Genomic DNA, 24,573 nt, shown 5'->3' with positions numbered 1-24,573 from the left:
CGAAACCAACACGCCCGCACACGAGCCCCCATGGAGTTTGTCCCATGGGGGCTCCGTCGTACCGCTTTGTTCAACAAACCGGCAGGCAACCATGTCGATTACGTTTCGGGCAAGAGACGGGCGAGAGAGTCGCAGGCTATTGACGCATGAGCGGACAAGCGGCTGTTATTGCGCCCACGATGTTCGGCCGAGTTGGTTTCTGATCGGTTTCGGGACCTTTCGAAGATCAGCTCTTCCCCTTGCCGAACCCTGTTACCCAGGAGCCGCCATGCGCATCTCCCCGTCCGGTCTTCACGTGCCGGGTCCGAGCCGCCGTAACGTTCTGCGTGGCGCCGGTTCGGCCGCCCTCCTCGCCGGTGCCGGCATACCCCTGCTGTCCGCCTGCGGCAGCAGCGGGTCCTCCTCCTCGGACTCGAAGACCGTCAGCCTCGGCTCCAACGCGTCCGACGCCGTGCCGAAGAAGGCGTACCAGTCCGTCTACGACGCCTTCAAGAAGTCGTCCGGCGTCACCGTCAAGGTGAACACCAAGGACCACAACACCTTCCAGGAGCAGATCAACTCCTACCTGCAGGGCACGCCTGACGACGTGTTCAACTGGTTCGCCGGCTACCGGATGCAGTTCTTCGCGGCCAAGGGCCTCGCCTCCCCGATCGACGACGTGTGGGAGAAGATCGGGGCCAACTTCCCCGACGCGATGAAGAAGCTCAGCAAGGGCGCCGACGGCAAGTACTACTTCGTGCCGCTGACCACGTACCCCTGGGCGATCTTCTACCGCAAGAGCGTCTTCCAGGAGAAGGGCTACACGGTCCCCACCACGTGGGACGAACTGGTCGCCCTGTGCAAGCAGATGAAGAAGGACGGCCTGGTCCCGATCGCCTTCGGCGACAAGGACGCCTGGCCGGCGATGGGCACCTTCGACCAGATCAACTTCCGCCTCAACGGCTACGACTTCCACGTCGAGCTGATGGGCGGCAAGGCCGCCTGGACCGACTCCAAGGTGAAGGACGTCTTCGACCACTGGGCCGAGCTCCTCCCCTACCACCAGGACGGCTTCATGGGCCGCACCTGGCAGGACGCCGCCCAGACCCTGGTGTCGAAGAAGGCCGGCATGTACCTCCTGGGCACCTTCGTGGCGCAGCAGTTCACCAACGCCTCCGACCTCGCGGACCTGGACTTCTTCCCGTTCCCGGAGATCAACTCCGCGTACGGGCAGGACACCGTGGAGGCGCCCACCGACGGCTTCATGGTGAGCAAGTCCCCGAAGAACCACGACGGTGTCGTGAAGCTGCTGGAGTACCTGGGCACCCCGGCGGCCGAGGAGACCTACCTCAAGACCGACCCGAGCGTGGTGGCCGCCTCCAACAAGGCCTCCACCGCCGCCTACTCCACGCTCCAGAAGAAGGCGTTCGACATGATCGGCGCCGCCAAGAGCCTCACCCAGTTCATGGACCGCGACTCCCGGCCGGACTTCACCTCCACGGTGATGCAGCCCGGACTGCAGAAGTTCCTGCAGAACCCGAAGGGCGTCGACAGCCTGCTCTCGTCCATCGAGCGCCAGAAGAAGACCATCTTCGCGTCCGAGTGAGCCGACTGAATGACGACTGACATCCCCACGAAGTCCCAGGAGGCGGCCGCCGTGCCGCCTCCTGGGCGCGCGTCCGAGAAGAAGCGGGTCCAGCAGGGCCACAAGCGCCTGCTGACCCGCCGTGACCGCATCACCCTCGCCTTCATGGCGGGCGTGCCGACGGTCCTCCATGTCCTCCTGGTCTGGGTGACCGCCCTGGCCTCGATCCTCCTCGCCTTCACCTCCTGGGACGGCATCGGCTTCGACTCCATCAAGTGGGTCGGGCTCGACAACTTCCAGCAGCTCTTCAACGACAACCCGCAGTTCTGGCCGGCCGTCCAGCACAACGTCATCTGGTTCGTCGTCCTCATCCTGCTCCCGACCCCGTTCGGCCTGTTCCTGGCCGTGCAGCTGGACAAGAAGATCCGGTTCAGCCGGGTCTACCAGACGGCGTTCTTCCTCCCGGTCGTCATCTCCCTGGCGTGCATCGGGTTCGTCTGGCAGCTGATCTACAACCCGGACACGGGTCTGATCAACAGCATCATCGGCGCCAACAAGCCGGGCCACTACATCGACTGGATCGGTGACCCGAACCTCAACCTGTGGGCGGTCCTGGTCGCCGCGTCCTGGCGGCACACCGGCTACATGATGATCCTGTACCTGGCCGGCCTCAAGAGCGTCGACCCGTCGCTGCGGGAGGCCTCGGCCCTCGACGGCGCCAACGAGTGGCAGACGTTCAAGAACGTCATCTTCCCGACGCTGCGGCCGACCAACACCATCGTCCTGGTCGTGACCATCATCGAGTCGCTGCGCGCCTTCGACCTGGTCTTCGTCTTCAACAAGGGCGCCCAGGGCACCGAGTTGCTCTCCATCCTGGTGACCAACAACATCATCGGCGAGTCCAGCCGCATCGGTTACGGCTCGGCGATCGCGGTGGTGCTGCTGTTCATCTCCCTGATCGTGATCATTCCCTACCTGATCGCGACCTTCCGGAAGGAGCGGCGCGCATGAGCACCGTGAGCAGCGCGCTGCCCAAGCAGCGCAACCCGATCCGCCCGGCCCGTGTCCTGCTGCACACGTTCCTGGCCCTCACGGCCCTGGCGTGGCTGGCCCCGCTGCTGTGGGCGATCTTCTCGGCGCTGCGCCCGTACAGCGAGACCAGCAACCGCGGTTACGTGTCCTGGCCGCACACGCTGAACTTCGACAACTTCAAGAACGCGTTCGAGCAGTCGGACATGACCCACTACTTCATGAACACGCTGGTCATCGCGGTCCCGGCCGTGCTGCTCACGCTGTTCCTGTCGTCGATGGTCGCGTTCTACGTCGCCCGCTTCGACTTCCGGGTCAACCTCTTCCTGCTGCTGGTCTTCACGGCCGGCAACCTGCTGCCGCAGCAGGTCATCATCACCCCGCTGTACCGCATGTACCTGCTGACGAACCTGCCGGGCATCACGGCGAGCGGCAAGCTGTACGACTCGGCGCTCGGTCTGGTGCTGATCCATGTGGCGTTCCAGTCCGGGTTCTGCGCCTTCGTGCTGTCGAACTACATGCGTTCGCTGCCGCACGAGCTGACCGAGGCCGCGCTGGTGGACGGCGCGTCGGTGTGGCGGCTGTACTGGCAGATCACGCTGCCGTTGTGCAAGCCGGCGATGGCGGCCCTGGCGACCCTGTTGTCGATCTGGATCTACAACGACTTCTTCTGGGCCCTGGTGCTGATCTCGACCGGTGAGAACATGCCGATCACGTCGGCGCTGAACAACCTCTCCGGCCAGTACTTCACCGACCCGAACCTGGTCGCCGCCGGTTCCCTGCTCACCGCGATCCCGACGCTGCTCGTGTACTTCGCGCTCCAGAAGCAGTTCGTCAGCGGTCTGACCCTGGGCTCCGCAAAGGGCTGATCCGGCCCCGTCCGAAAGAGAACCTCGTGCACAACCCGTTCACCCCGGTCGCCTCCGTGGCCGTGGACACGCGCACCGCCCGTGTCCACGAGGAGGGCTGGCAGTCGTGGTCGCCCAGCGGCGCCTACGCCCTCGGCGCGGCACCGTACCGCCCGACGAACGACAACTGGGCGACCGTGTGTTACCGCCCCGGCCGCGACGTCCCCGCGGGGGCCTTCCAGGGCGAGGGCCTGCTGGCGCTCGACCCGGGCGACGGCTCGCCGGTCCGGCTCTGGGCGGCGCCCGACCCGCTGCACGAGGTGCCTTCGGTGCGGCTGACCGTCGCGGCCGGGGTCGCGGAGGTCGAGGCCGACGGCCCGGTCAAGGAGTGGACCGGCACGGACATCCAGTCCGTGCTGGCCGACTGGGCCGGCGCCCTGGCCGTGCCGGCGCCCCGCCCCGCACCCACCGTCTGGTGCTCCTGGTACGAGTACTTCACGGCCGTCACCGAGGACGACATCCACGAGAACCTGCGGGCGATGGACACCCTCGACCTGCCGATCGACGTGGTGCAGATCGACGACGGCTACCAGAGCGCGCTGGGCGACTGGCTGACCCTGTCCGGCCGCTTCCGCTCCCGGCGGGGCATCGCGGACGCCATCCGCGCCCGCGGCCGCCGGGCGGGCATCTGGACGGCGCCCTTCCTGGTCGACCCGGGGAGCGACCTCGCCGAGACCTACCCGGACTGGCTGGTCCGCGACCCCGACGGCAGAGCGCTGCGCGCGGGCCGCAACTGGGGTCACGCACTGTACGTCCTGGACACCACCCACCCGGCCGCCGCGGCCTACCTGACCGACGTCTTCGCGACGCTGCGCGCAGAGGGCTACGACTACTTCAAGGTCGACTTCCTCTACGCGGGCGCGATGGACGGCGTACGGCACTCGGGCGCGGACCCGCTCACGGCGTACCGGCTGGGCATCGGCCTGATCCGGGAGGCGATCGGCGCCGACGCCTACCTGCTGGGCTGCGGCGCGCCGATCCTCCCCTCCATCGGCCTGTTCGACGCCATGCGGGTCAGCCCGGACACGGCTCCGCACCGCAGTCCCGAGGCCGACGACTTCAGCCAACCCGGCCAGGACCCGGCCGAGTTCACCGGGGTCGGCCGCCAGTGGCAGCACAACCGCCTCTGGGTCAACGACCCGGACTGCCTGATGGCCCGCCCCGCCGTGGAGACCCGTGCGCGCTGGGCCGCGCACGTGGAGGCCGTCGGCGGCCTGGTCGCCTCCAGCGACCGGCTGCTCTCCCTCGACCAGTGGGGCGTGGAGACGACCCGCCGCCTTCTCACCGGAGCCACCGGAGTCAACCGATGAACGACCGCACCCTCTCCGTCCCCGGCATCGCCTACGGCGGCGACTACAACCCCGAGCAGTGGCCCGAGGAGGTGTGGGCCGAGGACGTCCGCCTGATGCGCGAGGCGGGCGTGAACATGGTCAGCGTCGGCATCTTCTCGTGGGCGCTGATGGAGCCCTCCGAGGGCGTCTACGACTTCTCGCGCATGGACAGGATCCTCGGCCTGCTCCACGAGAACGGCATCGCCGCCGACCTCGCCACCCCGACGGCCGCCCCGCCGGCCTGGTTCTTCCGCGCCCACCCCGAGGCGCTCCCGGTGGACCACGACGGCCGCACCCTGTCGTACGGCAGCCGGCAGACGTTCTGCCCGAGCAGCCCCGCCTACCGCGAGGCGGCGCTCAGGATCGCCGGCGCGATCGCGGAGCGGTACGCGAGCCACCCGGCCGTGAAGATGTGGCACGTCCACAACGAGTACGGCTGCCACAACGCGGCCTGCTACTGCGACACCAGCGCGGAGTCCTTCCGCCGCTGGCTGCGGGCCCGGTACGGCGACGACCTGGCCGCCCTCAACGACGCCTGGGGCACCACCTTCTGGAGCCAGTGGTACTACGACTGGGACGAGGTCCTGCCGCCCCGCGCGACGGGCGCCGTCCCCAACCCGACGCACCAGCTGGACTGGCGGCGGTTCTGCTCGGACGAACTCCTGTCGCTGTACAAGGCGGAGCGGGACGTCCTCCGGGAGGCGGCCCCGGCCATCCCCGCCACCACCAACTTCATGGTGATGTTCAACTTCGACGCCCTCGACTACTGGCGCTGGGCACCGGAGCTGGACGTGGTGGCCAACGACCACTACCTGCGCTCCACCGACCCGGAGTCGCAGATCGACGTCGCGCTGAGCGGCGACCTGATGCGGTCCCTCGCGGGCGGGCCGTGGCTGCTGATGGAGCACTCGACGGGCGCGGTGAACTGGCAGACCGTCAACCGGGCGAAGACGGCCGGTGAGTTGCGCCGCAACGCGCTGGCGCATGTGGCGCACGGCGCGGACGGCATCTGCTACTTCCAGTGGCGGGCGGCGAAGGCGGGTGCCGAGCAGTGGCACTCGGCGATGCTGCCGCACGCCGGGACCGACAGCCAGATCTGGCGGGACGTGGTCCGGCTGGGCGCCGATCTCAAGGCACTCGCCGAGGTACGCGGCAGCACCGGCACGGCCGAGGTGGCCGTGGTCTGGGACTGGGACGCCCGCTGGGCCGTGGAGCTGCCCTCGCAGCCCAGCGAGGAGCTGCGCTACCTGGACGTCGTCCGTGCCTGGTACGAGCCGCTGTGGCGGGCCGGGGTGGCCGTGGACTTCGTCCGCCCCGACGCGGACCTGTCGGCGTACAAGGTGGTGCTCGCCCCGAGCCTCTATCTGGTGGACGACACGGGCACGGCGAACCTGACCGCCTTCGCGGAGGCCGGCGGCACCCTCGCCGTCGGCTTCCACAGCGGCGCGGTGGACGAGAACTGTCATGTGCGGCTGGGCGGTTACCCGGGCGCCTTCCGGGAGCTGCTGGGCGTGTCCACGGACGAGCTGTTCCCGCTGCTGCCCGAGGAGCGGGTGACGCTGAGCGAGGGCGGCACGGGCTCGCTCTGGTCCGAGCGGGTACGGCTCGCGGGCGCGGAGTCGGTGACGTCGTACGCCGACGGGCCGCTGGCCGGGGTGCCTGCGGTGACCCGGCACGGATACGGCGCGGGCACCGCCTGGTACGTGGCGACGCTCCCGGACCCCGACACCCTGGCGGGGCTGCTCGGCCGGATCCGCGCCTCGGCGGGCGTGGCCGCGGGCCGCACCGCCCCGGCGGGCGTGGAGGTCGCCGTGCGGCGCGGTGCGGACGCGGACTACGTGTTCGTGATCGACCACACCGGTGAGGGCGCCGAAGTACCGGTCGCGCCCGGCTCGGTGGAGCTGCTGTCCGGCAAGCCCGCCGACGGCACGGTCACCGTGGCACCGGGCGAGGTCGCCGTCGTACGGGAGCCGCGCGGTCAGTGAGCCGCGTCCAGGCGGGCCCGCTGGCCGGGCGTCAGCTCCAGGTCCACGGCGGCGAGGTTCTCCTCCAGCTGGGCCACGGACGACACCCCGGCCAGCGGGACGACCGGTAGCGGCCCGCCCAGCAGCCAGGCCAGCACCACCTGGTTCAGGGTCGCCCCGGTCTCCCGGGCCACCTCGTTCAGCGCGGCGAGGCGGGCCGGGGTGCCGGGATGGTCGAGGTCGGCGGTCAGCGCCTTGCCGGGCTGGGTGTACGCGCCCCTGAGCAGCGGTGAGTAGGCGACCAGGGTGAGGTCCGGCTCCGCGCGCAGGTAGCTGTGCAGCTGGGCGTCGGCGGAGCCGAGGCTGCCGTCCGGGAACAGGTCGTCGGGGATGTCGGTGCGCGGGCGCAGGTAGCTGTGGTGGTACTGGAGCACCTCGTAGCCGGGCAGGCCGGCCGCGGCGGCGAGGGCGCGGGCGCGTTCCAGCCGCCAGACGGCGTGGTTGCTGGCGCCGAGCAGGCCGACGGTGCCCTCCGCGACGAGCGCGGCGAACCCCTCGACGGTCTCGCGGAGCGGGACGGTGGGGTCCTCTATGTGGGCGTACAACAGATCCAGCTTCTCGACGCCGAGGCGTTCACGGCTGCGCTCGGCCGACTCCCGGATCACCTTCGCGGACAGGCCCTCGGGGTTGTCGGTGTAGCCGGTCCCGGGGGCGAGGGGGCGGGCGCCCAGCTTGGTGGCGATGACGACCTCGCCGCCGATCCCGCGGCTGCGCCGCCAGCGGCCGAGCAGTTCCTCGCTCTGGCCGCCCTGGCTCCCGTCCTCCCAGAAGGCGTAGTTGTCGGACGTGTCGATGAAGTTCCCGCCGGCCTCGACATAGCGGTCGAGGACGGCGAAGGAGGTCTGCTCGTCGGTGCGCGACCCGAAGAGCATGGCGCCGAGCGCGAGGACGCTCACCTCGCGGCGGGTGCCCGGGTCGGTGCCGATGGTGCGGTACTTCATGCCGTCTCCTCCGTCCGGGCACCCGGCGGTTCGGGTGCCCGGTGGTGAGTCTTCGGCCTGAAGTGCGCACGAAGTCAAGGGCGCCCGGCGAACGGCCCGTCCAGAGCCGCCCACTGCAGCAGCATGATCGTCTTCGCGTCGGCGATCTCGCCCGTCCGGATCATCTCCAGGGCGCGCCGGAAGGGGAGTTCGAGGATCTCGATGTCCTCGCCCTCCTCGTCCAGGCCACCGCCCTCGTGGGTGCGGGTCGAGGGGCCGTAGGCGGCCGCGTAGAAGGAGATCCGCTCCGTGACCGAACCCGGGCTCATGTAGACGTCGAAGACGTGCTCGACCTCGCCGACGGTGTGGCCGGTCTCCTCGACGACCTCCCGGCGGACCGCGTGCTCCGGGTGCTCGGCCTCGTCGTCCAGGAGGCCCGCCGGGGTCTCGACCAGCATCCCGTCGGGGTGGCCGTTGACGTACACCGGGAACCGGAACTGGCGGGTGAGCAGAACGGTTTCGCGCTCGGCGTCGTAGAGGAGGAGGGTGGCACCGTTGCCGCGGTCGTGGGTCTCGCGTTCCTCGGTGTGCCAGGTGCCGTCGGCGTGCTGGAGGTCGAAGGTGGTGGCCCGCTCGACGTACCAGTTGCTGGACAGGAGCCTCACCTCCCGGACCTTCACACGCGGGTTGCCGGTCAGGTCCAGGCCGACGCGGTCGAGCCCGGTACGGCCCCGGCGGTCGGGGGTGTCGATCCCGGCGGTCATCACAGACCGTCCGGGCGGGCGGTGGCAGACAGGTGACTCATGATCACCTGTCTACCACCCGCCCGCGCAGCGCGCCCCAAAGGGGCGCGGGGCTGTATCGATATGCGGCTCCGCCGCGTGGGCGCGACCTGCCACGACGGCGCCGCAGCCGACCGACGACGCGCCCCCTGCACCTCCAGCGAAGCGCCTAGTGCACTTCGGCAGGCCGCGGCCCCTCGTCCAGGAACCCGCCCGACTGGTGCTGCCACAGCTTGGCGTAGGCGCCCTGAGCGTCGAGCAGTTCGTGGTGCGTGCCCTGCTCGACGATCCGGCCGCGGTCGAGGACCACGAGCCGGTCCATGGAGGCGACCGTGCTCAGCCTGTGGGCCACCACCAGTGCCGTGCGGCCCTCCATGAGCCGCCACAGCGCCTCCTGGACCAGGATCTCGCTCTCGGAGTCCAGCGCGCTGGTCGCCTCGTCCAGGAGCAGGATCGGGGCGTCCCGCAGGATCGCCCGGGCCAGGGCGACCCGCTGGCGCTGGCCGCCGGAGAGCTTGACGCCGCGCTCCCCCACCATCGTGTCGAACCCGTCCGGCAGCGCGTCGGCGAACTCCGTGACGTGCGCGGCCTCCGCCGCCAGCCGGATCTCGGCGTCGGTGGCGTCCGGCCGGGCGAAGGCGATGTTGTCCCGCAGGGTGCGGTGGAACATCGCCGGGTCCTGCGGGACGTAGGCGATCTGGCTGCGCAGGTCGGCCTGGCGCAGCCGGCTGATGTCCTGGCCGCCGATCATGATCCGGCCGGATTCGATGTCGGTCATCCGCAGCAGCAGCCGGGTGAGCGTGGTCTTGCCGCCGCCCGACCGGCCGACGAACCCGAACTTCGACCCGCTGGGCACGTCCAACTCAAGCCCTTCGAACAGCGGTTTGGCACCCGCGTGGGCGAAGGAGACCTTCTCGAAGCGGACGCCGGCGGCCCGCGGTGCGAGCGGTTCCGGAGCCTCCGGGTCGACCACGGTCGGGGATTCGAGGAGCAGTTCGGTGAACTGGGCCGCCTCCGTCATGGAGCTCTCCATGCGCCGGTAGATCTGGTTGAACTCGAACATGATCCGGGTCGCGTTGGAGTAGTACGTGAAGGCGACCACGACCGCCTCCACACTGTGCCCGCCACCGGCCAGGGCGACCGCGAGCAGCAGGCCCAGCGCGTTGGTCGCCACGGACATCGGCGCGACGAAGGTGTCGATGCGCAGGTTGCCGTAGTCCCACGAGCGCAGCTGGCGCCGCCGTGACTCGGCCACCCGCAACCGGTGTTCGGCGGCCTCCCGCTCCTCCGCGGCGAACGCCCGGACCGTGTCCATGTTCATCAGGCTGTCGGCGACATGCCCGGACACCCGGGCGATGGCGTCCTCGCGCTGGGCGACCAGCCGCTGCCGGTGGCGGATCAGCGGCACCACGCACACGCCGGTGATCGCGATCATCGTCAGCAACCCGACGACCAGGAGCGGTTCATAGCGCCACAGCACCACCGACCCGAACGCAAGCGGCACGAAGCTGCCGACGATGTTGAAGGTCAGCGTGTCCGCGAACTCCTCGAAGCGGTTGGCGAAGCTCAGCACCCGCTTGGTGAGCGACCCGGCGAAGTTGTCGTGGAAGAACGCGGCGTCCTTGGCGAACAGTTCGTCCATGCCGATGACGTACAACTGCTCGATACCGAGGGCGTCCAGGCGGTTCAGACAGTGCAGACCGATCCGCCACAGGGCCTCCGCCAGCAGCAGGACACCGCCGAAGCCGAGGACGTACGGCAGTGTGGCGCGAAGGCTCAGGCCGTGGCCGTCCGCGATCCGGCCGACGAGCCTGGCCACCACCAGCGGTGCCAGGTAGTTGATTCCGATGTTGCCGAGCGCCGGCAGCAGCATTCCGGGCAGTGTGAGCCACTTGAGCCGGGCCAGCTCCCGTCCGTAGTAGCGCAGCGCGAGCAGGACCGCGCCCTGCCGGGGTCCGGTCGCAGGTAAATCGACTGAGGATGTCATCTCAACCCTGTGTAGTCGTCGTACGGCATGCCGAGTCGGCCGCCGCATGGTCCGCGACGGCCTGGAATCGGCAGGTCAGGAAAGGGAAGTGTCCCGCGACGACGGTCACTCAGTCCACGTGTTTTTTCGTCGGCGACTACGGAGCGAACACACGGTCGACCGGATGGGGGCCGACTCGGGGCTCGGCCCGGCAGCAGCGACCTGGGCTGGGCGGAGAACGCCTGGCCGAGGACGAGGGAGGCGGCGCCCAGCAGGGTGGCCGCCGCGCACACGCCCCGGCCGATCCGGATCGCGAGCCGCTCCAGACCGCGCTGGGCGTCGGCCGGGTTGGTCACCGTGTGCTCGGCGCCGAGCATGCCCATCGTGCAGGCGAAGTGGCCCATGCCACGGGACCGGAGGTGGCCCAGGCGCCCGGGCCGGTTCCGGCATACGGTCGAAGGCGTGACCACAGCAGCGCCCGCTGCTCCCCTCGCCCGCCGCCGTCCGCGGTGGCAGGGCTCGCCGCGGGGCGCTGAGATGGGTCACGACGGGGCGGCCGCCGCCGGGCGGGGCCGGTCCGTCGCCGCGACTCCCCCACCCATCCAGAGGTACCTCACATGCAAGCCATCACCGTCAAGGACCGCGACGCCGGAGTCGGCGGTCTCGCCCTCACCGAGCTGCCGCACCCGCACGCCGCGGAGAACGACGTGATCGTGCGCGTGCACGCCGCCGGGTTCACGCCCGGCGAACTGACCTGGCCCGCCACCTGGACCGACCGGGCAGGTCGCGACCGCACCCCGAGCGTGCCCGGCCACGAGCTGTCCGGCGTGGTCACCGAGCTGGGCTACGGCACCACCGGACTGACCGTCGGCCAGCGGGTGTTCGGGCTCGCCGACTGGACCCGCGACGGCACGCTCGCCGAGTACACCGCCGTCGAGGCCCGCAACCTCGCCCCGCTCCCGGCCGACGTCGACCATGTCACGGCCGCCGCCCTGCCGGTCTCGGGGCTCACCGCCTGGCAGGGCCTCTTCGACCACGCGCACCTGACCACCGGGCAGACCGTGCTGATCCACGGTGCCGCGGGCGGCGTCGGCTCCATCGCCGTGCAGCTGGCCCGTGCGGCGGGCGCGCGAGTGATCGGCACCGGCCGGGCGGCCGACCGCGACCTCGCCCGCGACCTGGGCGTGGACACCTTCGTGGACCTCCAGGCCGAACGGCTGGAGGACATCGGCGAGGTCGACGTGGTGTTCGACGTGATCGGCGGCGAGATCCTCGACCGCTCCACGGCGCTGGTCCGCGCCGGCGGCACGCTGGTCACCATCGCCCATCCCGTCACCGTCCACCCCGCGGACGGGCGGGCGGTCTTCTTCGTCGTCGAACCCGACCGCGCACGCCTCACCGACCTCGCCGCACGGCTGCGGGACGGACGGCTCAGGCCCGTCGTCGGCGCGGTCCGGCCCCTCGCCGAGGCGATTGCCGCGTTCACGCCGGAGAAGCGCACGCACGGCAGGACCATCATCCGGGTGGCGGAGGACTGAAGGCCACCGGTGCGGAGGCCGGTGCGGACCAGCTTCCGGCCGTCGTGCACGAAGGGGGTCTCCTGTCGCGTGGTGCGGGTCAGGGGAGCGGAGCGGGGCGCTCGCAGGTGCTGGTCACCGGGAGGGCACGGCCCTGGTCCGCCGCGTCCACGAGGGTGAGCATGACGTCCAGGACGTGGGCGGCGAGTTCGGCCGACGCGCGGTGCGGGCGCCCCTGCGCCAGGGCCTCGGCGAGATCGGCGAGGCCGATGCCGCGGCCCGTGTCCCGGTAGCCGGCGGAGACGGGCAGGGTCTGCCAGCCGTCGCCGCGGTGGAGTTCGACGGCGCCGTCGAAGCCGTTCGGGTCGGGCACGGACAACGAGGCCTCGGTGCCGTGCACTTCGATGCGCGGCAGCCGGGCGGCGCGCACGTCGAAGCTCATGAGCAGGGTGGACAGCGCTCCGCCGGCGTGCTCCAGGACACCAGTGACGTGGGTGTCCACCTCCACCGGGAAGACGGTCCCCGCACGCGGGCCGCTGCCGATGGTCCGCTCGGTCCGCGGCCGGGAGGAGGCGCCGGTCACCCGGACCACCGGGCCCAGCAGGTGGACCAGGGCGGAGAGGTAGTAGGGGCCCATGTCGAGCAGCGGGCCGCCGCCCGGCCGGTAGTAGAACTCCGGGTCCGGGTGCCAGCTCTCGTGTCCGGCGGTGGTCATGAAGGCGGTGGCCGCGACCGGCCGGCCGATCAGACCGTCGTCGACCGCCTTGCGCGCGGTCTGCGTTCCGGTGCCGAGGACGGTGTCGGGCGCGCACCCGACCCGCAGCCCGGCCTCCCGCGCCGCCGCCAGCACGGCGTCGGCCTCCTTGCGGTTCGCCGCGAGCGGCTTCTCCCCGTACACGTGCCTGCCCGCGGCGAGCGCGGTGAGCGCGACCTCCGCGTGGGCGGCAGGGATGGTGAGGTTGAGTACGGCGTCCACGTCGTCCCGGGCCACGAGCGCGGCGACGTCCGGCGCCTCGGCCGCCCCGGTCCGTTCGGCGACGCTCCGCGCGCGGGCGGGGTCGAGGTCGGTGACGGCGGTGAGCCGTACCGACGCGAGCCCTTCCAGGGTCGAGAGGTAGGCGCCGCTGATCTTCCCGGCGCCGACGATGCCGATACCCAAAGGCCTCAGCGGCTCGCCCACAGCAGCCCCCTTTCGGTCAGCGTGCGCACCTCGGGCACGTCGAAGTCGTCGGGCTTGTGCCCGATGGTCGAGACGAAGACCCGCCCCGCGCCCCAGGTCCTGGTCCACACGGCGGGCATCACCGCGGGCCGGTCCCGGAGTTCGTCGGCGGGGAAGGTGGTGGTCGCGAGGACGTCGATGTGGGGGTCGGTCAGCAGCCAGTACTGCTCGGTGTGCACGGCGAAGTCGTCCAGGCCCGCGATGACGGGGTGGTCGGCCCGCTCGGGCAGCAGGTGCACGGTGTGGTCGTGGAAGCCCGGCGGGTGCATCACGAACGTGCCGCCGGTCAGCAGGTGGTAGCCGTGGTCGTGGAAGCTGTCGACGATGCCGCCGTGCCAGCCGGCCAGGCCGGTGCCGGCGCGTACCGCGGCGGCGAGGTTGTCGCTCTGCTCCCGGGTGACGGTGCCCATGGTCCAGCACTGCACGACCAGGTCGGTGGCGGCCAGGCGCTCCGCGTCCTCGTACACGGCGAGGTCCTCGGAGGTCTCGACGACGAACCCGTTCTCCTTGAGGAAGGGGACGAAGCCGTCGCTGATCGTCACGGGCTGATGCCCGTCCCAACCGCCGCGGACGACCAGCGCCCGCCGGATGTCGGTGGTCAAGGTGATCGCACGCTCCCATCGGCGCCGCACGGCTGCGTGCGGCGGTCGGATGTGAAAACCCGGACCCCGTCCTCGCAGCACGACCAGCCGCGTCTCTCCTCGGCCCGGCAGGCAGCCGACGTGGCGCGATCGGCGAGGCGTCTCCTGCCTCACCGGTCGCGCCGACGAGTCCGGCGACAGTCCGGCGATTGTTCCATCGCCCTTGTCAACCAGCTATCGCCTTGATCGGCCAACTTCGGACCGCCTCGGAGCCTTCTCGTCGCCAGTCCCGGTCGGTGAGTTCGAGGAGCCGGGCGATGTCCGGTGGCTCGGGCAAAGGGCCGTGATCCCCCGTCACCTTGAGGGCGGAGACGGCGGTGAGATGGCCGAGGCGGAGGGCTCGGGGCAGTGTCTCCGCGCGCAGCAGCCCGGCCAGGAAGCCCGCCGCGAACGCGTCGCCCGCGCCGACCGGTTCCACCACGGCCGTCCGCAGCGCGGGCACCGTGCACGCGCCGTTCGCGGTCACGGCGGTCGCGGCCCGGGCGCCGTCCTTGACGACGAGGATCCGCGGCCCGGGCAGCAGGTCCCGCAGGCCGGTGACGGTCAGGTCGGCGCCCCACAGCTCCTGGGCCTCGTCAAGGCCCACGAAAACGATGTCAGCCCGGTCGGCGAAGGTGCGCAGCACCGCCGGCGCGGTGCCGTCCGGCCACAGCGCGGCCCGGTGGTTGACGTCGAAGCTGACGGCGTACGGCCGGTCGGCGGCGGGCGTGTCGAGGGCCCGGGTCACCAGGGCGCGGCAGGACGCGGAGAGGGCGGGGGTGATGCCGGTGAGGTGCAGGACGGCGGCCGAGCGCAGGGGTTCGCCGTCGAGCAGGCCGGGGCCGAGGGCCGAGGCCGCCGAGCCGGTGCGGTAGTAGTGGACGCGGGTTCCGGCGGGGCCCGGGTTCTTGAGGAGGAGGCCCGTGGGCCGGTGCGGGTCGGTGCGCACATGCGTCACGTCGACCCCGGCGGCGGCGACCGCGGCGCGCACCCGGCCGCCCAGCGGATCGTCACCGACGGCCGAGAGCCAGCGGGCCGGAACGCCGTGGTCCGCGAGGTACATGGCCACGTTGGACTCCGCTCCCGCGACGGACAGCCGCAGTTGCTCGGCGTCCGCCAGCGGCCGGGGCGGATCGGGGGCCAGGGCGGCCATGGTCTCGCCGAGGCAGACGACGGGTCCCGGGGCCGGACGCCAGGGAGCCGTCATGCCGGTCCCTCCTCCGGTACGGCGGCCCGGAACGCGCGGGCCCGCTCGCGCAGGGCGGTGATGCTGCCGCCGTCGGCCGCGTCCCCGACGAGGGGGGAGCCGATGCCGACGGCGGTGGCCCCGGCGGCCAGGTAGGCCCGCGCGGCCGGCACGTCGACGCCGCCGACCGGGACGAACGCGGCGTCGGGGAACGGTCCGCGCAGCGCCTTCAGGTAGGCCGCTCCCCCGGCCTCGGCGGCCGGGAAGAGCTTCAGCGCGGCCGCGCCGCGGGCCTGCGCCGCGATCACGTCGGTGGGGGTCAGCACGCCCGCGAGGACCGGCATGCCGAGCTGCCGGGCGGTGTCGGTGCCGGCGCCGAGACCGGGGGTGACGGCGAACGTGGCGCCCGCACGGTGGGCGGCGTGCGCGTCGGCGGCGGTCAGCACCGTGCCGGCGCCCAGCGGGCGGTCGGGGCCCAACTCCTTGCGGGCCCGGGTGAGGACGGTGAGCGCGTCCGTGCCGCTCAGCGACACCTCGATCAGTTCGATGCCCTCCTCGGCCAGGGTCAGCACGGTGCGCAGGGCGGCGTCCGGGTCGCCGCCGCGCACGATGGCGAGTAGGCGACGGGCGGCGAGGGCGGCTCGCAGATCCACGAGCGGGCTCCTTCCTTGTGTCTCAGGGGCCTTGTGTCTGAGGGGCCTTGTGTCTCAGGGGCAGCGGCAGTCGGCGGTCACGGTGAGCCGCCAGCGGACCTCGCCCGTGGCGGGGACGCGGGCGGCGTCGTCCGGGCCCGCGTCGGCGAGGTCGAAGACGCGGCCGAGCATCGGCTCGACGCCCGTACTGCGGTAGGGCCGGCCGGCGGGGAAACCGCCGAGGTTGCGCCACAGGGCGACGGAGAGCGGCTGGTCCTCCGCCTCGACGGCGAAGGCGAGCCGGTCCGGGCCGTCGTGCACACAGCACCGGCCGCCGTCCACGACGGCCCCGACCGCCGTGCCGTCGTCCGGTCCGAACCGGTCGAGCCGCACTCCCAGGGGTGTGGGCCAGGGACCCGTCACCCAGGGGGCGCCGTCCGGCCAGGGACGGTTCAGCAGGGGCGCGGCCTCCGGGAACACCCGGGTGGGCGCGCCCTCGTGGGCGCGCAGGACGGCCTCCTCGGAGAGGTCAAGGAGCGCGTGGGCGGCCCAGAGGAAACGGAAGCCGGCGTCGGCCGCCAGCACATAGTCGGCCTCCACACCGTCGGCCGTACCGCGCAGCCTGCGCGTCAGGGTGAAGCGCTCGCAGCGGACGGTCTCCGCGACACCCTCACCATCCGCGTCCCCGTCGCGTGTCCAGGGCCGGCACCAGGCGTCCCCGTGGTCGGGGGTGCCGCGGACGGTGGGGACGCACTCCTCCAGTCCTCCCGCGTCCACGAACGCGTCGCCCGGTGCCACGTCACGGCGTGCGGGGCTGTCGCGCCGCCACAGCCATTCGCGGCCGCCGTGCCGCAGCGAGGTCCAACGGCCGCCGTGCGCCAGGTCGGTGACGACGTCGAGCGGCACGGTCACCACTCCGCGAAGGAGCCGTCGGCGTGCCGCCACACCGGGTTGCGCCACCGGTGCCCGGCGCGGTCGGCGGCGCGGACGGCCGCCTCGTCCAGGGTGATGCCGAGCCCGGGGGCGTCGCCGCGGTGGGCGTGCCCGTCCACGAAGCGGAAGGGTTCGGGGTCGACGAGGTAGGAGAGGAGGTCGGCGTCCTTGTTGTAGTGGATGCCGCGGCTCTGTTCCTGGATGAGGAAGTTGGGGGTGGCGAAGGCGACTTGGAGGCCGGCCGCGAGGGCGATGGGGCCGAGCGGGCAGTGCGGGGCGAGCTGGGCGCCGTAGGTCTCGGCGAGCGAGGCGATGCGGTGGACCTCGGATATGCCGCCGGCGTGGGAGAGGTCCGGCTGGGCGACCGCGATGCCCGCGGCGAGGACGGGCAGGAACTCGGCGCGCGAGTACAGGCGTTCGCCGGTGGCCAGCGGCACCGGGCTCGACGAGACCAGGCCGGGCAGCAGGTGGCCCTGCTCGGGGACGACCGGCTCCTCCACGAACAGCGGGTGCAGCGGGGCGAGTTCGGCGAGGACGCGGCGGGCGCTCGCGGCGGTGAAGCGGCCGTGGAAGTCGACGGCGACGTCCCGGTCCGGGCCGAGGACGTCCCGGGCGGCGCTCACCCGGGCGACGACGGCCGCCGTCTCCGCCGCCGTGGCCAGGGGCGAGGTGGCGCCGGCGGCGTTCATCTTCACCGCGGTGAAGCCCGCCTCCACCTGGGCCGCTATCTGCTCGGTCAGCTGGGCGGGTTCGTCGCCGCCGACCCAGGCGTAGACCCGCACCCGGTCGCGCACCGGACCGCCCAGCAGGGCGTGCACAGGCGCGCCGTAGGTCTTCCCCGCGATGTCCCACAGGGCCTGGTCGAGGCCGGCGACGGCGCTCGACAGCACCGGGCCGCCCCGGTAGAAGCCGCCCTTGCTGAGCACCTGCCAGTGGTCCTGGATGCGCAACGGGTCCTGCCCGACCAGGTATTCGGCGAGGACGTCGACGGCGGTGCGGACGACCTCGGCGCGCCCCTCGACGACGGGCTCGCCCCAGCCGACCACTCCGTCGTCGGTCTCGACGCGGCAGAACAGCCAGCGCGGCGGGACGAGGAAGGTCTCTATCCGGTCGATCTTCACTGGCCGCCGCTGCCTTTCGTGTCGTCGGTCCCGGAGCCGTCCGTCGCGGTGCCGGCCTCGGGGCTGTCCTCGGGGCCGTCGAGCCGGGCCAGGTCGCGGCCCGCCTGGTCGAGCAGGGCCCGCATGGCGGTCTCGGCCGCCTGTGGGTCGCGGTCGCGCACGGCGTCCAGGACGGCACGGTGGGCGGGGACGGGGTCCTCGCTGTGCGGGGAGCTGTGCACGATCCGGTCCCGGTGGGCCAGCCCCGACTCGATCACCATCTCCATGCGTTCGAGCAGTTCGTTGTGGGTGGCGGCGAGCAGGGCGCGGTGGAAGGCGAGGTCGGCGTCGACGGCGTGGCCGGGGTCGGCCTCCTCCCGGCCCATCGCCTCCACGGCCGTCTCCAGCAGCAGGAGGTCGGCCTCGGTGCGGCGCTCGGCGGCGAGCCGGACGGCGGCCGGTTCGATGATGGCGCGGACCTCGGCGAGGTTGCGCAGCAGCGACCACTCCGCGCCGGTCGCCCCGCCGCCCTCGAACTGCCAGCGCAGCACGTCGGCGTCGAGCAGGTTCCAGTCCGCGCGGGCCCGTACGAACGTGCCGCGCTTCTGGCGGGCGTCGACCATGCCCTTGGCGGCGAGCACCTTGAGGGACTCGCGCAGGGCGGTGAGGCTGACGTCGAGTTCACTCTGCAGCGCCACCAGGTCGAGCGTGGCCCCTTCCGGGATCTCGCCGCCCAGGATGCGGCGCGCCAGGGCCTCCACGGTCTGGCCGTGCACACCGCGGCGGGCGTAGGGCGTCATGTCGTACAGCCTTTCTGTTCCACGTTCCGGTCCAAGGGCATCATGCGGAGGCCTTCACCACGCTCCAGCCGCCGTCCACGACGAGACTGGACCCGGTGATGTAGGAGGCCTCGTCGGCGCAGAGGAACGCGATCGCGGCGGCCACCTCCTCGGGGGTGCCGAAGCGGCGGGCGGCCGTTCCGGCGACGCTGCGTTCCCGTTCCTCGGGGGGCACCCTGTTCCAGGCCCCGGTCAGAACGGGCCCGGGGAGTACCGCGTTGACGCGCACCTCGGGCCCGTACTCGACGGCGAGCTGTCCGCACAGGGAGAGCAGGCCGCCCTTGGCCGCGGCGTAGGCGGGGTGGCCGGGGATGCCGGCGTGGGCGTGCACCGACGAGGTGAGCACCACGGCGCCGCGCCGCGCGCGCAGGTCGGGCAGGGCGGCCCGGACGCCGAGGAAGGCGCCCGTGAGGTTGACGTCGAGCTGCCGCTGCCAGGACGGCAGGGGCATCTCGTGGGCCGGTACGACGTCGACGGTGTAGGCGTTGCTGACGAGCACGTCGACCGGTCCGAAGGCATGCGCGGCGGTCACGATCCGCGCCCAGGCGTCCTCGGCGGCGACGTCGGCGTGCACGTACCGGGCCCGGCCGCCGTCCTTCTCGATCCCGTCCACCACGGTCTGGCCGCGTTCGTCCGCGATGTCGGCGAGCACGACCGCGGCGCCCTCCCCGGCGAGGCGTGCGGCGGTGGCGGCTCCGATGCCGGAGGCGGCGCCGGTCACCACGGCGGTACGGCCGGTGAAGCGGGCACCGTACCGCGGTACGGACTGGTCCATCGGGCTCCTTAGAGGGTGAGCTGCTGGCAACATATGCGTCCTACAGGCGTCTCAGCACCACCAGGTCGGCGTCGTGCCCGGCACTCCACGCGAACGGCAGGCCGTGGTGGAGCAGATGGGCTCCGCCGTACGCCGTTCCCGTCGCCGTGTCGCGGTAGCGCGCGGCCGGGTCCAGGCCCCGCAGCCGGAGCCGGGCGGGGCGGCCGGGCAGCAGCGGTGCCCCGTCGAGACGGCCGGTGGAGAGCGCGGCGACGACGGTCCGGTCACCGGCTTCGTACTGGACGCCGCAGGTGGGGTCGTCCGGCGTGCCGAGGAGCCGGGCCTCGCCGTGGTGGACGACGTCCCGCACCTCCTTGTACCGGGCGATCCAGCGGGCGGCCTCGGCCCGTTGCTCCGGGGTCCAGGCGCGCAGGTCGGCGCCGATCCCGAGGACGCCGCACATGGCGTTCACGAAGCGGAAGGCGAGGCTGCGCGGGCGCGGGTCGAAGATGCCTGGGGCGTCGGTGACCCAGGAGCTCATGACGTGCGGCGCGTGGGCGTGCAGGAAGCCGTGCTGGATGCGCAGCCGGTCCATCGGCGCGGTGTTGTCGCTGGGCCAGACGACGTCGGTGCGGGCGAGGGTGGCGTGCTCGATCCGTCCGCCGCCGCCGGCGCAGCCCTCGACGGTGACACCGGGGTGGGCGGCGCGCAGGTGGTCGAGGACCCGCAGGTATCCGGCGACGTGCTCGGCGTCCAGGTCGACCGGGTCGTGGGGACCGGCGCCGGGGCGTCCGCGTTCGGTGGGCGGGCGGTTCATGTCCCACTTCAGGTAGCCGATGCCGTACGCGCCGAGCAGCCGGTCGAGGGTGCCGATGACGAAGTCCTGGACGTCGGTCCGGCCCAGGTCGAGCAGGAGCTGGTTGCGGACGAGGCGGGCCGGGCGGCCGTCGACGCGGTAGACCCACTCGGGGTGTTCGGCGTACAGCCGGCTGCCGGGGCTGACCGCCTCGGGCTCCACCCACAGGCCGAAGTCCAGGCCGAGGGCGCGAATGTCCGCCACGAACCGGTCGAAGCCCTGCGGGAACGCCGCCGGGTCCGGGTACCAGTCGCCCAGTCCCCCGGTGTCGTCGGCGCGGCCGGTGAGCCAGCCGTCGTCCACGACGAAGAGCTCGGCCCCGATGTCCGCGGCCGCCTTGGCCAGCTCCAGCTGCCCGGCCGCGTCGACGTCGAAGCCGGTGGCCTCCCAGGAGTTGTAGAGCACCTTGCGGGTGCGGTGCAGCCGGTCGCCGGAGAGGCGGCGCTCGTAGCGGTGCCAGACCCGGGACAGGCCGTCGAGTCCGTCCGGGCTGAAGGCACAGGCGAGCCGGGGAGTCACGAGGGTCTCCCCGGGGGCCATGCGCACGGCACCCTCGTGCGGGACCCGGCCGGCCCGGACCCGGACGGTCCCGCCGGGCTCGGCCTCCGCCGTGATGTGCCAGTTGCCCGGCCATTCGAGGGCGACACCGTACGCGGCCTGCGGGGCCTCCGTGTCCTGCACGGCGAGCCAGGGCGCGTACGCGTGGCCGGGCGCGCCCTGCAGGCTGCCGATGGTGAACGTGCCCCTGGTGAGGTCGAGTCGGGTGCGCTGGAACTCCTGCGACCACTGCCCGGCGAGACAGGTCAGCAGGGCCGCACCGGCGACCGGGATGTTCACGGCCGCCGAGTCGAGCCGTTCCAGGCGGAGTTCGGCCGTGGCGGTGAACTCGGTCCAGCGGAGGATCACGTCGGTGCCGGGGACCGTCTCGTAGCAGAGGACCGTGCGCAGGCCGGTCAGCTCGTCGGTGAAGGCGAGCCGCAGTCCTCCGTCCGTCTCCTCGGCGCCGTCGAACTCCCACCACACGCCCCGGTCCCCGCCCGTCCCTGCCACAACCAGCTCGGCGCCGGTGAACGGCCGCAGTCCGTACGGCAGATACTCGGCGGGAGCCGCGTCGGCGGGCGTGATGAAGTGGGTGCGGTGGGACCAGTCCAGGGCGGACGGCCCGTCCTCGACGCCGAGCGGGCCCCAGGCGTCGAGCTCGGCCCACGGCCCGTCCGGCGAAAGGCGGACGGTGTAGCTGGTGTTGGCTGTCCGCAAGGTCCAGCGCGGGTACGTCACTTGACGGCTCCCAGGTTGAGGCCCGCCACGAAGTGCCGTTGGAAGCGCAGGAAGACGGCGACCGTGGGCGCGGCGGCGATGACCGACCCGGCGGCGATCACGTTCCACTCCGACACGTACTGGCCCTGGAGTCCGATGAGGGCGGCGGTGATCGGCATCTTGGTGTCGCTGCGCAGGACGGTGATCGCCCAGAGCAGGTCGTTGAAGATCCAGGTGAAGGACAGGGCGCTCAGGGCTGCCAGGGCGGGGCGGGTCAGCGGGAGGATGATCCGCCAGAAGATCTGCCAGGGCCCGGCGCCGTCGACGACCGCCGCCTGCTGGATCTCCACGGGGATCGACCGCATGAACCCGTGCAGGACGAAGACGTAGAAGCCGACGCCGAAGCCGATCTGCACGCCGATCAGCGCGGGCAGGGTGTCGTAGACGCCCATCACCTCGCTGAGCTTGGACACCGGGATGAGCAGGATCTGCGGCGGGAGCAGGTTGCCGCCGAGCATGAGCAGCAACAGGGAGCGGCGGAAGGGGAGTTCGTAGCGGCTGAGGGCGAACGCGGCCATCGCGGCGAGGGCCAGCGTCACCAGGACGCAGGGAACGGTGACGATCAGGCTGTTGATCAGGGCCTGCTGCTGGCCGCCGTCGGTCCAGGCCTGGCCGAAGTTGGCCAGGGTGAAGGAGCGTGGCCAACTGCCCAGACCGTGGGCTGCGATGTCGTCGAAGGAGCGCAGGCTGGTCACCAGGACCAGGGCGATGGGCAGCAGCCACAGGACGGCCAGGGCGCCCGCGCCGAGGTGGAATCCGGCGGTGGCCGCTCTTCTGCGGCGCAGTGCCGTGGAGTTGGCCGTGGAGCCGGCCGTGGAGCCGGCCGTGGCGTCGGCGGACATCAGTCGGCCTCCCGGAAGGCGCGCACGAGGTAGGAGGCGATGACCCCGAAGGCGAGGACGAAGATGACGACGGCCAGGGCTGAGCCGTAGCCGAGGCGCAGGGACTGGAAGGCGGTCGAGTACATGTAGGTGCTCAGCAGCTCGGACGAGTGGTAGGGGCCGCCGCGGGTGAGCGACCAGACGACGTCGAAGGAGCGCAGCGAGTCGATGACGATGACCGACAGGACGACCGCGTTGACGCTGCGCAGTTGGGGCAGCGTGACGTGCCGGAACCGCTGCCAGGCGCTCGCGCCGTCGACCTTGGCGGCCTCGTAGAGCGCCGGGTCGATGCCCTTGAGGCCGGCCAGGTACAGGACCATGACGTAGCCGATCTGGCGCCACAGCGCGGGCACGATCACCGCGTACAGGGCGGTGTCCTGGTCGGCGAGCCAGGCGTGCTGGAGGCTGCCGAGGCCCACCCCGTCCAGCACCCGGTTGAGGACGCCCTCGGGCTGGTAGATCGCCTGCCAGACGAGGGCGGTGGCGACCAGCGAGAAGACGACCGGCAGGAACAGGGCGGCCCGGTAGAAGCCGACGCCGCGGCGCTCCTGCTGGAGCAGCAGCGCGGCAGCCAGCCCCAGCACGGCGGACAGACCGCCGAACAGGACCAGCCACAGCACGGTGTGGCCGAGCGCGCTGCGGAAGACGTCGTCGTGGGCCATCTCCCGGAAGTTGTCCAGGCCGACGAACTGCGGCGGGGAGACACCGTCCCACTTGGTGAGGGCGAGGTAGAAGCCCTGCAGCGCGGGCCAGAACACCCACAGGGCCTCGGCCAGCAGCGGGACCAGGACGAAGGCGAGGACCAGCGGCGGGGTGCGCCGGGGGCCCCGGGCCCGCCTGCCGCTGACGGGCAGGCGGGCCGGGGACGTCCGGTCGGGGGCGGTGAGCACAGCCACGTCAGGCGTTCCAGATCTTCTGGGCATCGCGCTGCCAGTCGGTCAGGATGCTGCCGATCTCCTTCGGCTTGGCCAGGAACTTGGTCAGGGCGGTGTCCGCGGTGGGCTGGAGGGCGTCGCTGGAGTCCCGGTTGAAGAACTGGGTGATCTCGGCGGCCTCGGCGACGTGCGCACGGCCCTTCGTCACCAGCGCGGTGCCGGCGTCCTTGGCGTCCGGGTTGCAGGGCAGGACGGTGCCGGAGGAGCCCTTGATGTAGATCTCCTGGGCCTCGGCGGTGGCGAGGTACTTCATCAGGTCGAGGACCTGGTCCTTGCGGCCGGTGCGGGCGCTGGCGAAGTAGCCGTCGACGGGCGCCTCCTCGGCGAGCGGGATCTTGGAGTCGATGACGGGGAAGCGGAAGAAGTCGATGTCGTCCAGGGCGTTCTTGGGTGCCGAGTCGGCGAAGAAGGTGCCGATGAGCATCATGCCGGTCTTGCCGCCCAGCAGGGCGGTCGTGGCGTCCTGGAAGGCGAGGGCGGTGCCGTTCGGGTCGAAGTAGGGCAGCACCTCCTGCCAGCGGTCGAAGACCTTGCGCACCTCGGGGTCGTCGAACCGGTGCTTCCCGTCGAGGAGTTCACGGTGGTACTGGGCGCCGTTGATCCGGATGTCGAGGTAGTCGAACCAGGCCGAGGCCACCCAGGGGGTGTTGCCGCCGGCGCCGAGCCCGATCGGGGCGACGCCCTTGGACTTGAGCTTGTCGCACAGGTCGAGGAACTCGTCCCAGCTCTTGGGCTCGCTGACGCCCCACTTGGCGAAGTGGGACTTCCGGTAGAACATGCCCCACCAGTAGTAGGTGTTGGGCACGAAGACCTTCTTGCCGGAGCTCGCGGTGCAGAGCGTGTGCAGCGCCTTGGTGTACCGCTTCAGGTCGGGCGAGGAGCTCCACACCGCGTCGAGGTCGAGCAGCAGGTTCTTCTTGGCGTAGGCGTCCGCGACCGAGCCGGGGTACCAGGTGTACACGTCCGGCGGGTTGGCGGAGGTGAGGTAGGTCGGCAGCTGGGTGCGGAAGGTCTCGGCGGCGATGGTGTTGAGGCTCGCCGTGCCGGACCCCTTCTTGCCGTACGCCGCGACCAGGTCCTCCATCGCGGTCTTGGCCTGCGGGGCGGACAGGTTGGACTGGAGGGTCACCGCGCCCTTCGAGGAGCCCTTGCCGGAGGAGGTGTCGGTGACACAGCCGCTGAGCAGTGCCGCGGTCCCGGCGGCACCGAGTCCGGCGAGGAACCGCCGTCTGCTGGTCTGGGGGTTGGCCATGTTTGCTT

The 24,573-nt window shown here is 71.9% G+C and carries 21 protein-coding genes; 6 read left to right on the top strand and 15 right to left on the bottom strand.

Translation table 11 applies throughout. From position 1 onward, the window contains the following. The first annotated feature begins 268 nt into the window (after nt 1-268). Genes ABZ887_RS19630 through ABZ887_RS19610 form a run of 5 tightly spaced genes read left to right on the top strand, consistent with a single transcriptional unit; the run spans nt 269 to nt 6,817 of the window. The gene (locus tag ABZ887_RS19630) at nt 269-1,585 is read left to right on the top strand and encodes an extracellular solute-binding protein (protein ID WP_361290816.1); all 1,317 of its coding nucleotides are present in this window, start codon (nt 269-271) and stop codon (nt 1,583-1,585) included. 9 nt (nt 1,586-1,594) lie between these two features. After that, a complete protein-coding gene (locus tag ABZ887_RS19625; protein WP_361290813.1) occupies nt 1,595-2,575 on the top strand; it encodes a sugar ABC transporter permease in 981 nt (326 codons plus the stop codon). Then, a complete protein-coding gene (locus tag ABZ887_RS19620) occupies nt 2,572-3,462 on the top strand; it encodes a carbohydrate ABC transporter permease (RefSeq protein ID WP_361290810.1) in 891 nt (296 codons plus the stop codon). Before ABZ887_RS19625 ends, ABZ887_RS19620 begins: the two co-directional genes overlap by 4 nt. 26 nt (nt 3,463-3,488) lie before the next feature. Continuing rightward, nucleotides 3,489-4,811: a glycoside hydrolase family 36 protein gene (locus ABZ887_RS19615; protein ID WP_361290807.1), complete on the top strand. Its 1,323-nt coding sequence runs from the start codon at nt 3,489-3,491 to the stop codon at nt 4,809-4,811. Then, complete coding sequence (locus ABZ887_RS19610; protein ID WP_361290804.1) at nt 4,808-6,817, top strand: beta-galactosidase; 2,010 nt, start codon at nt 4,808-4,810, stop codon at nt 6,815-6,817. The genes ABZ887_RS19615 and ABZ887_RS19610 overlap by 4 nt, the downstream gene beginning before the upstream one ends. On the opposite strand, the gene ABZ887_RS19605 is transcribed toward ABZ887_RS19610, so the two are convergent. From ABZ887_RS19605 to ABZ887_RS19595, 3 genes are all read right to left on the bottom strand, one after another. Further along, complete coding sequence (locus tag ABZ887_RS19605) at nt 6,811-7,797, bottom strand: aldo/keto reductase (RefSeq protein ID WP_361290801.1); 987 nt, start codon at nt 7,795-7,797, stop codon at nt 6,811-6,813. The genes ABZ887_RS19610 and ABZ887_RS19605 overlap by 7 nt on opposite strands. Nucleotides 7,798-7,871: 74 nt before the next feature. After that, on the bottom strand, nt 7,872-8,540 hold the full coding sequence (locus tag ABZ887_RS19600; RefSeq protein WP_361290798.1) for an NUDIX domain-containing protein: 669 nt from the start codon (nt 8,538-8,540) through the stop codon (nt 7,872-7,874). 187 nt (nt 8,541-8,727) lie between these two features. Further along, on the bottom strand, nt 8,728-10,545 hold the full coding sequence (locus tag ABZ887_RS19595) for an ABC transporter ATP-binding protein (RefSeq protein ID WP_361290795.1): 1,818 nt from the start codon (nt 10,543-10,545) through the stop codon (nt 8,728-8,730). A gap of 596 nt (nt 10,546-11,141) precedes the next feature. Here ABZ887_RS19595 and ABZ887_RS19590 point away from each other — a divergent pair. Further along, the gene (locus tag ABZ887_RS19590) at nt 11,142-12,062 is read left to right on the top strand and encodes an NADP-dependent oxidoreductase (protein WP_361290792.1); all 921 of its coding nucleotides are present in this window, start codon (nt 11,142-11,144) and stop codon (nt 12,060-12,062) included. Between the two features lie 79 nt (nt 12,063-12,141). On the opposite strand, the gene ABZ887_RS19585 is transcribed toward ABZ887_RS19590, so the two are convergent. The 12 genes from ABZ887_RS19585 to ABZ887_RS19530 form a co-directional block, all read right to left on the bottom strand. After that, a complete protein-coding gene (locus ABZ887_RS19585; protein WP_361290789.1) occupies nt 12,142-13,221 on the bottom strand; it encodes a Gfo/Idh/MocA family oxidoreductase in 1,080 nt (359 codons plus the stop codon). Next, on the bottom strand, nt 13,206-13,862 hold the full coding sequence (locus tag ABZ887_RS19580; protein WP_361290786.1) for a ThuA domain-containing protein: 657 nt from the start codon (nt 13,860-13,862) through the stop codon (nt 13,206-13,208). The genes ABZ887_RS19585 and ABZ887_RS19580 overlap by 16 nt, the downstream gene beginning before the upstream one ends. Nucleotides 13,863-14,067: 205 nt before the next feature. Beyond that, nucleotides 14,068-15,087: a sugar kinase gene (locus ABZ887_RS19575; protein WP_361290783.1), complete on the bottom strand. Its 1,020-nt coding sequence runs from the start codon at nt 15,085-15,087 to the stop codon at nt 14,068-14,070. Beyond that, the gene (locus ABZ887_RS19570) at nt 15,084-15,719 is read right to left on the bottom strand and encodes a bifunctional 4-hydroxy-2-oxoglutarate aldolase/2-dehydro-3-deoxy-phosphogluconate aldolase (protein WP_361290780.1); all 636 of its coding nucleotides are present in this window, start codon (nt 15,717-15,719) and stop codon (nt 15,084-15,086) included. The genes ABZ887_RS19575 and ABZ887_RS19570 overlap by 4 nt, the downstream gene beginning before the upstream one ends. A 54-nt stretch (nt 15,720-15,773) precedes the next feature. Beyond that, nucleotides 15,774-16,610, bottom strand: coding sequence for a hypothetical protein (locus ABZ887_RS19565; protein ID WP_361290777.1), 837 nt, complete (start codon nt 16,608-16,610; stop codon nt 15,774-15,776). Then, entirely contained in the window at nt 16,607-17,752 is a 1,146-nt protein-coding gene (gene dgoD, locus ABZ887_RS19560; RefSeq protein ID WP_361290774.1) for a galactonate dehydratase, read from the bottom strand. Before dgoD ends, ABZ887_RS19565 begins: the two co-directional genes overlap by 4 nt. After that, nucleotides 17,749-18,531, bottom strand: a complete 783-nt coding sequence (locus tag ABZ887_RS19555; protein WP_361290771.1) for a FadR/GntR family transcriptional regulator — start codon at nt 18,529-18,531, stop codon at nt 17,749-17,751. Before ABZ887_RS19555 ends, dgoD begins: the two co-directional genes overlap by 4 nt. 40 nt (nt 18,532-18,571) lie before the next feature. Next, nucleotides 18,572-19,345, bottom strand: coding sequence for an SDR family NAD(P)-dependent oxidoreductase (locus tag ABZ887_RS19550; RefSeq protein WP_361290767.1), 774 nt, complete (start codon nt 19,343-19,345; stop codon nt 18,572-18,574). 40 nt (nt 19,346-19,385) lie between these two features. Beyond that, the gene (locus tag ABZ887_RS19545) at nt 19,386-21,458 is read right to left on the bottom strand and encodes an alpha-galactosidase (protein WP_361290764.1); all 2,073 of its coding nucleotides are present in this window, start codon (nt 21,456-21,458) and stop codon (nt 19,386-19,388) included. Beyond that, on the bottom strand, nt 21,455-22,339 hold the full coding sequence (locus ABZ887_RS19540) for a carbohydrate ABC transporter permease (RefSeq protein ID WP_361290761.1): 885 nt from the start codon (nt 22,337-22,339) through the stop codon (nt 21,455-21,457). Before ABZ887_RS19540 ends, ABZ887_RS19545 begins: the two co-directional genes overlap by 4 nt. Continuing rightward, complete coding sequence (locus ABZ887_RS19535; protein WP_361290758.1) at nt 22,339-23,274, bottom strand: sugar ABC transporter permease; 936 nt, start codon at nt 23,272-23,274, stop codon at nt 22,339-22,341. The genes ABZ887_RS19540 and ABZ887_RS19535 overlap by 1 nt, the downstream gene beginning before the upstream one ends. 1 nt (nt 23,275) lies before the next feature. Next, a complete protein-coding gene (locus ABZ887_RS19530; protein ID WP_361290755.1) occupies nt 23,276-24,565 on the bottom strand; it encodes an extracellular solute-binding protein in 1,290 nt (429 codons plus the stop codon). Between the last annotated feature and the right edge of the window lie 8 nt (nt 24,566-24,573).

Source organism: Streptomyces sp. NPDC047061, from assembly GCF_040643955.1.
GTDB lineage: Bacteria > Actinomycetota > Actinomycetes > Streptomycetales > Streptomycetaceae > Streptomyces.
Note: the sequence above shows the minus strand (reverse complement) of the source record. Positions and strands in the feature narration are given on the sequence as shown.